Below are 12693 nucleotides of genomic sequence, written 5' to 3'. Positions count from 1 at the left end.
ACCCGATAGTAGGGCTCGGGAGGGCCCTGTGCCGAGGAACGGGAGAGTGGGGGAGCAGGGACGTTTCTGCACTGTACGGGCCCTGAAATGACCTTCGAAGCAATGGACTTGCCGGTGGTTCGCCTGCCCCCTTGCCGCACGGCAACCGCTTCCGGCGTCACGTGCCCGCGCATATTCCAGGCCCGGCCGTCACCCTCACGGGTGACGCGCGCCATGGCGCGGGCCACCGGCGTGCGTCATGGTGACGTGCGCCCCTCCGCTCGGTCGGAGGGGCGCCGTATGGTGGGCGTACCGAATAGTTGGTCGAGGAGGACCGCGGTGAGTGGAGAGATGGGGCCCCGGCTGCGGGGCGCGCTGGACGGCATTCCCGTGTACCGGCCGGGGAAGCCGGCCGCCGGCAGCCCCGGTGCGGTGGGCGCGGCCTACAAGCTGTCCTCCAACGAGAACCCCTACCCGCCGCTGCCGGGGGTGCTGGAGTCCGCGGCGGCCGCGGCGGCCTCGTTCAACCGCTACCCGGACATGGCCTGCTCGGCCCTGGTCGAGGAGCTGGCGGCGCGCCTGGGCGTCCCCGCCGCGCACATTGCCACCGGCACCGGCTCGGTGGGCGTCGCGCAGCAGCTGCTGCAGGCGACGGCCGGCCCCGGCGACGAGGTGGTCTACGCCTGGCGCTCCTTCGAGGCGTACCCGATCATCACCCAGGTCTCCGGCGCCACCTCGGTGCGCGTGCCGCTGACCGACGGCGACGTGCACGACCTGGACGCGATGGCCGAGGCGATCACCGGGCGCACCCGGCTGGTCTTCGTCTGCAACCCCAACAACCCCACCGGCACCGTCGTGCGCCGCGCCGAGCTGGAGCGCTTCCTCGACCGGGTGCCCTCCGACGTGCTGGTGGTGCTGGACGAGGCGTACCGCGAGTTCATCCGCGACGCCGAGGTGCCCGACGGGGTGGAGCTGTACCGCGACCGCCCCAACGTCTGCGTGCTGCGCACCTTCTCCAAGGCGTACGGCCTGGCGGGGCTGCGGGTCGGCTTCGCCGTCGCGCACGAGCCGGTCGCCGCGGCGCTGCGCAAGACCGCCGTGCCCTTCGGCGTCAGCCAGATCGCCCAGGACGCCGCTGTGGCCTCGCTGCGGGCACAGGAGGCGCTGATGGAGCGGGTGGCGGCGCTGGTCGCCGAGCGCACGCGGGTGTACGAGGCGCTGGCGGGCCAGGGCTGGACGGTGCCGGACACCCAGGCGAACTTCGTCTGGCTGCGGCTGGGCGAGCGCACGATGGACTTCGCCGCGGCCTGCGACCGGGCGGGCGTGGTGGTGCGGCCCTTCGCCGGCGAGGGCGCGCGGATCACGATCGGCGAGGTGGCGGGCAACGACCGCTTCCTGACGGCGGCGCAGGAGTTCCGCAAGGAGCTGTGAGCGCCCGTACGGGCCGCTGAATCCCCTCCGTATCCCTCCCGTATCCCCCGGGTCCCCGACTCCCGGACGCCGCCGTGCGGTTGGCGTCCGGGAGTTGTCGTACGAAAAGGGGAGGCACCTCCATCTGTTCGAACGCCGTGTGCCAGACTGGTCCTTGTGAATGTGAACGCATTCACAAGGTAGTTCTACCCGGATGCCCCGCCTGTTGGGCCCCAGCGGCCCGGGAAGCCAGGTGGATCATCGGGGTAGTCGGGTGAACGCGAAGGACGTGAAGGAGGGGACCCGCTGTGCACACCGCGGACCTCGCACTCGCGCCGGAGACCCTGGCGCGGTGGCAGTTCGGCATCACGACCGTCTACCACTTCCTCTTCGTACCCCTGACGATCTCGCTCGCCGCCCTGGTGGCCGGGCTGGAGACCGCGTGGGTGCGGACGCGGAAGGAGAAGTACCTCGGGGCGACGAAGTTCTGGGGCAGGCTCTTCCTGATCAACATCGCGCTGGGCGTGGTCACGGGCATCGTGCAGGAGTTCCAGTTCGGCATGAACTGGTCGGACTACTCGCGCTTCGTCGGGGACGTCTTCGGCGCCCCCCTCGCCCTTGAGGCGCTGATCGCCTTCTTCTTCGAGTCCACCTTCATCGGCCTGTGGATCTTCGGCTGGGACAGACTCCCGGCGCGGATCCACACGGCCTGCATGTGGATGGTGGCGCTGGGCACGGTCCTGTCCGCGTACTTCATCCTGGCCGCCAACTCCTGGATGCAGCACCCGGTCGGCTACCGGATCAACGAGCGGCGCGGGCGCGCCGAACTCACCGACTTCCTCCAGGTGCTCACGCAGAACACCGCGCTGGCGCAGTTCGCCCACACCATGACCGCCGCCTTCCTCACCGGGGGTGCCTTCATGGCCGGCGTCGCGGCCTGGCACCTCGCTGTCAAAGGCGCCCGCCAGGGGTCCGGCCAGGGGTTCGGCCAGGGCGCCGGGAGCCGGCACATACCCGTGATGCGCACCTCGCTGCGGATCGGCCTGGTCGCCATGGTGGTCTGCGGACTGCTGACCGCGCTCACCGGCGACCGACTGGGCAAGATCATGTACGAGCAGCAGCCGATGAAGATGGCCGCCGCCGAGGCCCTCTGGGAGACCGAGGCACCCGCCCCCTTCTCCGTCTTCGCGGTCGGCGACGTCGAGCGGGGGCGCAACGTCGTCGCGATCGAGATACCCGGCCTCCTCTCCTTTCTGGCGCACGACAACTTCTCCGAGGCCGTCCCCGGCGTCAACGACACCGCGGAGCAGCTGGAGCGCCGCTACGGCGAGGAGTTCGCGATATCCGACTGGCGGCCCAACGTCCCGGTCGCGTACTGGAGTTTCCGCTGGATGATCGGCTTCGGCATGACCTCGCTGGGGCTGGGCCTGCTGGGCCTGTGGCTGACACGGCGCAGGCTGTGGTTGAGCGGACGGCTGCGCACCGGCGAGGACGAGGTGCCGCGCCTGGCGCTGACGAGGGACCGCGAGCTGAGGCCCGTAGTGGCGCGCTGGTACTGGCGGTCGGCGCTGCTGACGATGCTCTTCCCGCTCCTCGCCAACTCCTGGGGCTGGATCTTCACCGAGACCGGCCGCCAGCCCTGGGCCGTCTACGGGGTGCTGCCGACCTCCTCGGCCGTCTCCCCCGGCGTCTCGCAGACCGAGGTCGTCGTCTCGATGACTGCCTTCACCCTGCTCTACGCCCTGCTCGCCGTGATCGAGGTCAGACTGATGCTGAAGTACGCGAAGGCGGGACCGCCGGCGCTCACCGAGGCGGACCTCAACCCGCCCGAGCGCATCGGCGGGGATGCCGACAGCGACCGGCCGATGGCCTTCTCGTACTGAGGACAGGGGAGCGGACATGGAACTCAACGAGCTGTGGTTCGTCGTCATCGCCGTCCTGTGGACCGGCTACTTCTTCCTGGAGGGCTTCGACTTCGGCGTCGGCGTCCTCACCGGCACCCTCGCCCGCGACCGCGCCGAGCGGCGCGTCCTGATCAACACCATCGGCCCCGTCTGGGACGGCAACGAGGTCTGGCTGCTCAGCGCCGTCGGCGCGACCTTCGCCGCCTTCCCCGACTGGTACGCCACCCTGCTGTCCGGCTTCTACCTGCCGATGCTGGTCGTCGTGCTCTGCCTGATCGTGCGCGGCGTCGCCTTCGAGTACCGGCACAAGCGCTCCGACGAGCGCTGGCAGACCCGCTGGGAGCGCGCGATCCTCATCGCCTCGCTGATCCCGGCCTTCGCCTGGGGCGCCGCCTTCGCCAACCTGGTGCGCGGGGTGCCGATAGGGCGGGGCATGGAGTACGTCGGCACCCCGGCCGATCTGCTCGGTCCGTACGCGCTGCTCGGCGGCGCGGTCACGTTGGTGCTCTTCACCTTCCACGGCGCCCTGTACGTGGCGCTGAAGACCCTCGGCCCGATCCGCGAGCGCGCCGCCGCGCAGGCCCGCTACCTGGGGGCGGCGGCGCTGCTGCTGACCGGCGGCTTCCTCGGCTGGACGCAGGCGCTCACCGGCGGACGCTGGTCACTGGCCGCGCTGGCCGCCACCGTCGTGGCGCTGCTCGCGGCGCTGGCCGCCAACCGGGCGGGGCGCGAGGGGTGGGCCTTCGCCTTCTCCGGGGCGGGGGTGGCGGCGCTGGTGGCGACGCTGTTCCTGGCGCTCTTCCCCGACGTCATGCCCTCCTCGCTGGGCGAGCGGTGGAGCCTGACGGTGGCCAACGCCTCCGCCGCCCCGTACAGCCTGAGGATCATGACCTGGTGCGCGCTGCTGGCCACCCCGCTGGTCGTGCTCTACCAGGGCTGGACCTACTGGGTGTTCCGCCGGCGCATCGGCACCCGGCACCTCGCGGTGAGCACGAACCCGTAACGACGTGAAGTGAGTTGAGATGAGAGCTGTCGACCCCCGGCTGCTGCGGTACGCGCGGGCCACCCGCGTCTTCCTCCTCGCCTCCGTGGCGCTGGGACTGGTGGGCGCGGTGCTCGTCATCGCGCAGGCCGTCCTCATCGCCACGCTCGTGACGGGCGCCTTCCAGGACGGCGCCGCGCTCGCCGAACTGGGGCCCGAGCTGGGATTGTTGGCGCTGACCGCCGTCGGCCGGGCGGGGGTGTCGTGGCTCACCGAGCTGGCCGCGCACCGCTGCTCGGCGGCGGTGAAGTCCGAGCTGCGGATGCGGGTCGTGGCGCGGACGGCCGCGCTGGGACCCGGCTGGCTGGCCGGGCAGCGTACGGGCGAACTGGCGACGCTGGTGACGCGCGGCATGGACGCGCTCGACGACTACTTCGCGCGCTATCTGCCGCAGTTGGGGCTCGCGGTGGTGGTGCCGCTCGCGGTGCTGGGCCGCGTCGTCACCGACGACTGGGTGTCGGCGCTGGTCATCGCGGTGACGCTGCCGCTGATCCCGCTGTTCATGGTGCTCATCGGCTGGGCTACCGAGGCCGCGACCGGGCGGCAGTTCGCGCTGCTGACGCGGCTGTCGGGGCACTTCCTCGACGTGGTCGCCGGGCTGCCGACGCTGAAGGTCTTCGGCCGGGCGAAGGCGCAGGGCGAGCGGATCCGCGAGATCACGGGGGAGTACCGGCGGGTGACGCTGCGGACCCTGCGGGTGGCGTTCCTGTCGTCCTTCGCGCTGGAGCTGCTGGCGACGCTGTCGGTGGCGCTGGTCGCCGTGGGCATCGGACTGCGGCTGGTACACGGGGAGTTGGACCTCTACACGGGCCTGGTGGTCCTCATCCTGGCGCCGGAGGCGTATCTGCCGCTGCGGCAGGTGGGGGTGCACTACCACGCGGCGGCGGAGGGGGTGGCGGCGGCGTCGAGGGTGTTCGCGCTGCTGCCGGAGGCGGAGGCGTCTCCGGTCGCGCCGGCGCCTGCGGCGCGTTTCGCGCTTCGCGCGAAGTCCTCAAACGCCGGACGGGCTGGAGTGGAGGGTGAGCCCTCCGTGGCAGGCGGCGTCACGGCATCCCTTCCGGGGCAGGATCTTCCAGGGGATGGCTTTCCTCCGACCGGAGGTCCAACCCCAGCCCGTCCGGCGTTTGAGGACTTCACCCGGAGGGTGAAGCGCGCCGCAGGCGCCGACGCTGCCGGAGGCACCGACGCTGCCGCAGTGATCCAGCTCGACGGAGTCGAAGTGCGCTACCCCGGCCGGGATGCCGTGATCCTGCCCTCCCTCACCGTCGCCGCCGGCGAGACCGTCGCCCTCGCCGGCCCCTCCGGCGGCGGGAAGTCGACCGTCTTGGCCACCGTCCTGGGCTTCACCGAGCCCGCCGCAGGCGAACTCCGCCTCGCCGCCGACGACTTCACCGCCTGGCACCGCGACGTGGCCTGGGTGCCGCAACGCCCCCACCTGTACGCCGGCACCGTCGCCGACAACGTCCGCCTCGCCGCCCCCGACGCCGACCCCGCCGCCGTACGCCAAGCGCTGTGCGACGCCGGCGCCGAAGACCTCGACCCGGACCGCCCGCTCGGCGAGGACGGCGCCGGACTCTCCGCCGGGCAGCACCAACGCGTCGCGCTGGCCCGGGCGTTCCTCGCCGACCGCCCCGTCCTGCTGCTCGACGAGCCCACCGCCTCCCTGGACGGCGACACCGAAGCCTCCGTCATCGAGGCGATGCGCCGCCTCGCGGTCGGCCGTACCGTGCTGCTCGTCGCCCACCGCCCCGCGCTGCTCGCCCTCGCCGACCGGGTGGTGTGGTGCGGCCCCGAGACGGCCGCCGCCGTCCCCGAGGAGCAGCCCCCCGCCCCGCAGGCCCACGCCCCCGAAGTCCCCGCCCAGGCAGGCGAGTCCGAGACCGCGCCCCCGACCAACGACGCCGCCGACGCCCCCGACGCCCCGTACGAGACCCCCCGCGCCACTCCCGCCCGCATCCGCGCCCGCCTCGCCCTCGCCGCCGCCCTGGGCACCCTCGCGCTGCTCAGCGCCGTCGGCCTGATGGGCACCTCCGGCTGGCTCATCTCGCGCGCCTCCGAGCAGCCGCCCGTGCTCTACCTGATGGTCGCCGTCACCGCCACCCGCACCTTCGGCATCAGCCGCGCCGCCCTGCGCTACGTCGAGCGCCTCGTCTCCCACGACGCCGTCCTGCGCCTCCTGGCAGGGCTACGGGCCGACGTGTACCGCCAGTTGGAGTGCATCGCCCCCGCCGGCCTGGGCCGCACCCACCGGGGCGACCTGCTCACCCGGCTGGTCGCCGACGTGGACGCCCAGCAGGACCGCTACCTGCGCTGGCTGCTGCCCGCCGGCCAGGCCCTCGCCGTCTGCGCGATCGCCGTCGCCTTCACCGCCGCCCTCGACCCCCTCGCCGGCGCCGCCCTGGCCGCCGGACTGCTCACCGCCGGACTCCTCGCCCCCGCGCTCTCCACCGCCGTCGCCCACCGCGCCGACACCCGCCTCGCGCCGCTGCGCGGCCGGCTGGGGACGCAGACCGTCGACCTCCTCGCCGGGAACGCCGAGTTGACCGTCGCCGGCGCGCTCCCCCGCCGTATCGCCGCGCTGCGCGCCACCGACGGCGAGCTGCGCGCCGCCGCCGCCCGCAGCGCCGCCGGACTGGGCGCGGGCGGCGCGCTGGGCTCACTGGCCTGCGGGCTCACCGTGGTGGCGACGACCGCCGCCGGTATCGCCGCCGTCCACGCGGGACGCCTCGACGGGGTCTGGCTGGCGACCCTCGCACTGCTGCCGATGGCCGCCTTCGAGGGCGTCGCGGGGATGCCGCAGGCGCTCGCCCACCGGGCGCGGGCGCGGCGCTCGGCGGCCCGGATCGCGGAGATCGTCCAGGCGCCCACCCCCGCCGCGCAGGGCGCCGGGCAGCCGCCCGCCGATCCGTTCCCGCTCGTCCTGCGCGGGCTGGGCGCGCGCTATCCGGGCGCCCGGCATCCGGTGCTGCACGACCTCGACCTGACCCTGGAGCGCGGGCGCCGGGTGGCCGTGGTGGGGCCCAGCGGCTCGGGGAAGACCACCCTCGCCAACGTCCTGCTGCGCTTCCTCGACGCCGAGCGCCCCGAGCAGTACAGCCTCGCCCCCTACGACGCCGACGCCGTGCGCCGCCTCGTCGGACTCTGCGCCCAGGACGCCCACCTCTTCGACAGCACCCTGCGCGAGAACCTGCGCCTGGCCCGCCCTGACGCCCCCGACGCGGAGCTGTGGCGGGTCCTGGCCGAGGCCCGCCTCGCCTCCTGGGCCGCCACCCTCCCCGAGGGCCTGGACACCCGGGTCGGCGAGGGCGCCGCAACGCTCAGCGGCGGCCAGCGCCAGCGGCTGGCCCTGGCGCGGGCCCTGCTGGCGGACTTCGGGGTGCTGGTCCTGGACGAGCCGGCCGAGCACCTCGACCTGCCGACCGCCGACGCCCTCACCGCCGACCTGCTGGCGGTCACCCGGGGCCGTACGACGGTGCTGATCACCCACCGGCTGACCGGACTGGAGCAGGTGGACGAGATCGTGGTGCTGGCGGCCGGCCGGGTCGTCCAGCGCGGCTCGTACGAGCAACTCGCCGCGCAGGACGGGCCGTTCCGCAGCGGGCTGGAGCGGGAGCGGGCGCTGCAGCCTGCCCTGTAGGGGCGAATCCGACTTTTGCGGCGGGATATCCCATTTTACGGTGGGGACGTGAAAGCCCCCGCCCCGGCCCTGAACGCCGACAACCCCGCCGACGCGGCCGCCGGAGCGACCCGGGGGCTGCAGGGCATGTCCAGCGAGTTCGCCGAGCGCGTCTCGCAGCTGCTGCAGGCCATGCGCTCCATCGGCACCGGCCTGGACCTGCACAGCACCCTGAACTCCATCGCCCAGACCGCCGCCGAGCTGGCCGGCGCCCGCTACGCCTCCATCGTCGTCATCGACCCCGCCAGCGGCGACCTCGCCGACTTCGCCTCCTACGGCGTCGACGAGGTCGACCGCGAGCTGATCGACGAGATCCCCGACGGCGAGGACGCCACCCTCACCGTGCCGGTCGTGGTCGAGGACGAGAACTTCGGCGACCTCGTCCTCGCCCAGAAACTCGGCGGCGGCCCCTTCACCGACCACGACGTGCAGCTCGTGCGCGTCATCGCCACCGAGGCCGGCATCGCGATCGGCAACGCCCGGCTGTACGAGGAGAGCCGCCGCCGCGCCGACTGGATCGACGGCTCCAACGCCGTCACCACCGCGCTGCTGTCCATGACCGACGTCGGCGACGCGCTCGGGGTGGTCGCCGAGCAGGCCCGCACCCTCGCCAACGCGGCGGCCGCGGTCGTCCTGCTGCCCGCGCCGGACGGGGAGGGGCTGAAGATCGTGGCCGCGGCGGGCGGGGCGGACGGGGACGCCGAGACGGTCGTCGGCACCGTCATGCCCTGGTACAGCCCGGCCGTGGCCAAGCTCCAGGCCGGCGAGGCGGTGTTCGTCGAGGACTCCGCCTCCGACCCGCGCATCGTCACCAAACTGGCCTCCGCCTACGGCCCCAGCATGCTGCTGCCCCTGCGCAGCGGCAGCCGCGTCCTGGGCAGCCTCGCCATCCCGCGCAACCCCGGCGACCCGGCGTACACCGAGTCGGAGAAGACCCTGGCGGCGCAGTTCGCCCGCCAGGCCGCTCTGGCGCTGGTGCTCTCCGAGGCGCAGCACGACCGCGAGCGGCTGGCTGTGTACGAGGACCGCGACCGCATCGCCCGCGACCTGCACGACCTGGTGATCCAGCGGCTCTTCGCCACCGGGATGATGCTCCAGGGCGCGCGCAACACGGTGGCCGACGAGGAGCTGGGCAGGCGGATCGACACGGCCGTCAAGGAGCTGGACCTGACCATCCAGGAGATCCGCACCTCGATCTACTCCCTGCAGCACCAGCCGCCCGACGCTCCCACGGGCCTGCGCGGGCTCGTCCTGCGGGAGGTGGCCACCGCGGCGGCCACCCTGGGCTTCGAGCCCTCGGTGAGCTTCGTCGGGGCCGTGGACGCGGCGGTCGACGCCGAGACCACCAAGCACCTGCTGGCGGCGCTGCGCGAGGCCCTGTCCAACGCCCAGCGCCACGCCGAGGCCACGCAGATCGGGGTGGTCATCGACGCGACGGCGGCACTGGAGGACGGCATGCCGGCGGTGCGCCTGACGGTGGCCGACGACGGGGTGGGGCTGCCCGAGGAGTCCCTGCGGCGCGCCTCGGGGCTGCGCAACATCGAGGCGCGGGCGCAGGTGCTGGGGGGTGCGGCGTGGACGGAGGGCGGGCTGGGGGAGGAGGGGGCCGGGACGGCGGTGGTGTGGCAGGTCCCCACGATGCCGGAGCCCGGCGGGTCAGAGGGCGTGCAGTAGCTGCTCGATGACCATCGCCACGCCGTCCTGCGCGTTGGAGGCGGTGCGGTGCGTGGTGGCGGCCAGCACCTCGGGGTGGGCGTTGGCCATCGCGTAGGAGGTGCCCGCCCAGCTCAGCATCTCGATGTCGTTGGGCATGTCGCCGAAGGCCACTACGTCGGCGGCCTCGATCCCGCGTGCCGCGCACCAGCGGGCCAGGGTGCTGGCCTTGCTGACGCCGCGGGCGGAGACCTCCAGCAGGGCGGAGGGCGAGGAGCGGGTGAAGTCCGCGCGGTGGCCGCCCGCGGTCCGGGCCAGGGACAGGAACTCGTCGGGGTCCAACTCGGTGTGGTGGGCGAGGAGTTTGAGCACCGGCTCGTCCGCGTGGCCCGACTCGGCGGAGAGCAGCTTGGTCACGGGGGCGACGGTGGCGGCGGGGTCCAGGTGGAAGGGCGGGTAGTGCGGCTCGTAGTGGATGCCGGCGGTGCGCTCCACGGCGAAGGTGACGGCGGGCGCGACGGCGCGCAGCGCGGTGACCACGGCCAGGGCGTCGGCCTCCGCCAGCGGGCGCACCTCGGTGAGCTCGCCGCCCCGGTGCAGGTCCACCACGGAGGCGCCGTTGGCGCAGATGGCCGTGCCGTGGCCGTGGACGTGGTCGCTGACGACGCCCATCCAGCGGGCGGGGCGGCCGGTGACGAAGCAGACCTCGATGCCTGCCTTCTCGGCGGCGGCCAGGGCGGTGATGGTGCGGGGCGAGACGGACTTGTCGTCGCGTAGCAGGGTGCCGTCCAGGTCGGTGGCGATGAGGCGGGGGCGGGGGGCGGTGGGAGTGGCGGCTTCGTCAGTCACACCGGGCATCATCTCCCATGGGGCGTACGGGTGTGCGAGAAGGTGGGCGGGGGGTGCTGCTTTGTGCGGGGGGCCTCTTCGCGTTGGGGGCGGGGCCTCTCCGCGACAACTCCGAAAAGCCATAGGGATTTACTGGCCATCGGTCGATTTGCTGCTCTGTCGGGGGCCTGCGTTGCGGTGCGTCTTTTCGGAGTCGTCGCTCCGGGCCCCTCACACGGGCGGGTGGGTTCCTGGTGCGCTCGGGTGGCGTTCTTTGACCTGCGGGGGTGTGGTCTTGGGAGCAGACTGGCGGGGTGGGAGAGATTCGGGTCGGGACCTGTTCGTGGACGGACAAGGCGCTGGTGGGTAGTGGCTGGTATCCGCCGGGTCAGGGGGGTTCCGAGGGGCGTTTGCGCTTCTACGCGACGCGGTTTTCTGTGGTGGAGGTGGATTCCACTTACTACGGGCTGCCCAGTCTGCGCAACAGTGTGCTGTGGACAGAGCGCACTCCGGTGGGCTTCCGGTTTGATGTGAAGGCGTTTTCGCTGCTCACCGGGCATCCGACCCGGCCTGCGGCGCTGCCCGTGGAGCTGCGTACCGCCCTGGAGCGGGAGCGCTACCGGGCGCGGGAGGATCGGGCGGGGTCGGATCCCGGTCTTCTTGACGAGGTGTGGGAGCGCTTCAGCGGGGCGTTGCTGCCGTTGCGTGCGGGTGGGCGGTTGGGGACGCTGCTCTTTCAGTTTCCGCCGTGGTTCGCGCCCAAGGGTGAGTCGGTGGCGTTCCTGCGCCGTGCGCGTGAGCGGGCCTCGGGGTGGCCGATGGCGGTGGAGTTCCGTGATCCCGCCTGGTGGGCCGGGGAGCGGGCTTCGGGGACGGCCGCGCTGCTGACGGAGCTGGGGGTGGGTGCGGTGGCGGTGGACATGATCCAGGGCCTTCCCGCCTCCATGCCGCCCGTCACTCCTGTTACTGATTCGGCGCTTGCGGTGGTCCGTTTTCACGGGCGCAGTGCTGCCTGGGGGACGGGTGGCAAGGAGGATCGTTTTCGGCATCGCTACGGGCGCGAGGAGCTGGCCGAGTGGCTCCCGCGCATCCGCACGCTGGCCGAGCGGGTGCGGGAGGTGCATGTGCTGTTCAACAACTGCTGCGGGGACGCGGCGGTCGGTGCGGCGGAGACGATGGCCGAGTTGTTGGGTGGGGCGGTCGTCACCTTTCCGTAGGGGTGGGTACGAGCAGGGGGGCTCAGTCCCGTGCGAGCTGCGCCGGGGCCTCGGTGGCGATCTTCTCGAAGACCGACTGGGCGGTGGCGAAGTCCGAGTGGGGGACCGGCCAGTGGATGACGATCTCGGTGAAGCCCAGGGCCTGGTGGCGGGCGGCGAAGTCGACGAAGGCGGATACGGATTCCAGTGGTTTGTTGCGGTCCGGGCTGAAGCCGTGCAGGAGGATCTTGTCGAGTTCCGCCGGGTTTCGGTCGAGTTTTGCGCAGGCTTCGTTCAGTCGTTCGAGCTGGCCGCTTAGGGCGGTCAGGGACTGTTCCGGGGTGCCGTTCTCGTAGAGCTTCGGGTCGCCGGTCGTCACCCATGCCTGTCCGTGGCGTGCGGCCAGGTCGAGGCCGCGCGGGCCCGTCGCCGCCACCGCGAAGGGCAGCCGGGGGCGCTGTACGCAGCCGGGGAGGGTGCGGGCCTCCTCGGCCGCGTAGAACTCGCCGCGCTCCGTCACCGAGCCCTCGGTGAGCAGCCGGTCGAGGAGCGGTACGAACTCGGCGAAGCGGTCGGCCCGTTGGCGCGGTGTCCAGGGCTCCTGGCCCAGCGCGGTCGCGTCGAAGCCGTTGGTGCCCGCTCCGATCCCGAGGGTGAGGCGCCCGCCGGAGATGTCGTCGAGCGTCATCAGCTCCTTGGCGAGCGTGACGGGATGGCGGAAGTTGGGCGAGGTGACGAGGGTGCCCAGGCGCAGGCGGGTGGTGGCCGCCGCCGCTGCGGTGAGCGTGGGCAGCGCGCCGAACCACGGGCCGTCGCGGAAGGTCCGCCAGGAGAGGTGGTCGTAGGTGTACGCGGCGTGGAAGCCCAGTTCCTCGGCCCGCTGCCACGTGGCGCGGCCGCCCTCGTGCCAGCGGTCGACGGGCAGGATCACGGTGCTCAGGCGCAGGCTCATGAGGTGAGGGTACGTGCGGCCTCTGACACCGGCGCAGGGGCCGACCGGTGGGC

Annotated in this window: 8 protein-coding genes; 6 read left to right on the top strand and 2 right to left on the bottom strand. The window is 72.9% G+C overall.

The window, feature by feature from the left end:
* The first annotated feature begins 330 nt into the window (after positions 1–330).
* The 5 genes from hisC to ACFQLX_RS07535 all read left to right on the top strand — a co-directional run bounded on the left by hisC (position 331) and on the right by ACFQLX_RS07535 (position 9685).
* Complete coding sequence (gene hisC / locus ACFQLX_RS07555) at positions 331–1410, top strand: histidinol-phosphate transaminase (RefSeq protein WP_386413337.1); 1080 nt, start codon at positions 331–333, stop codon at positions 1408–1410.
* A 287-nt stretch (positions 1411–1697) separates the two neighbouring features.
* Positions 1698–3272, top strand: a complete 1575-nt coding sequence (locus tag ACFQLX_RS07550; protein WP_386413273.1) for a cytochrome ubiquinol oxidase subunit I — start codon at positions 1698–1700, stop codon at positions 3270–3272.
* Positions 3273–3288: 16 nt separating this feature from the next.
* Positions 3289–4296: a cytochrome d ubiquinol oxidase subunit II gene (cydB, locus tag ACFQLX_RS07545; protein ID WP_386413272.1), complete on the top strand. Its 1008-nt coding sequence runs from the start codon at positions 3289–3291 to the stop codon at positions 4294–4296.
* Between the two features lie 19 nt (positions 4297–4315).
* Entirely contained in the window at positions 4316–7972 is a 3657-nt protein-coding gene (gene cydC, locus ACFQLX_RS07540) for a thiol reductant ABC exporter subunit CydC (protein ID WP_386413271.1), read from the top strand.
* Positions 7973–8098: 126 nt separating this feature from the next.
* Positions 8099–9685, top strand: a complete 1587-nt coding sequence (locus ACFQLX_RS07535; RefSeq protein WP_386413336.1) for a sensor histidine kinase — start codon at positions 8099–8101, stop codon at positions 9683–9685.
* Here ACFQLX_RS07535 and ACFQLX_RS07530 read toward each other — a convergent pair.
* On the bottom strand, positions 9668–10522 hold the full coding sequence (locus ACFQLX_RS07530; RefSeq protein WP_386413270.1) for a Cof-type HAD-IIB family hydrolase: 855 nt from the start codon (positions 10520–10522) through the stop codon (positions 9668–9670). The genes ACFQLX_RS07535 and ACFQLX_RS07530 overlap by 18 nt on opposite strands.
* A 284-nt stretch (positions 10523–10806) precedes the next feature.
* On the opposite strand from ACFQLX_RS07530, the gene ACFQLX_RS07525 reads away from it, so the two are divergent.
* Complete coding sequence (locus tag ACFQLX_RS07525; RefSeq protein WP_386413269.1) at positions 10807–11709, top strand: DUF72 domain-containing protein; 903 nt, start codon at positions 10807–10809, stop codon at positions 11707–11709.
* Positions 11710–11731: 22 nt separating this feature from the next.
* Here ACFQLX_RS07525 and ACFQLX_RS07520 read toward each other — a convergent pair whose 3' ends face one another.
* Complete coding sequence (locus tag ACFQLX_RS07520; protein WP_386413268.1) at positions 11732–12640, bottom strand: LLM class flavin-dependent oxidoreductase; 909 nt, start codon at positions 12638–12640, stop codon at positions 11732–11734.
* Positions 12641–12693: the final 53 nt, after the last annotated feature.

Origin of the sequence: Streptomyces polyrhachis (genome assembly GCF_042663125.1) — a bacterium.
GTDB lineage: Bacteria > Actinomycetota > Actinomycetes > Streptomycetales > Streptomycetaceae > Streptomyces > Streptomyces polyrhachii.
The sequence above is the reverse complement of the archived record's forward strand: the minus strand, read 5'-3'. Positions and strand labels throughout refer to the sequence as shown.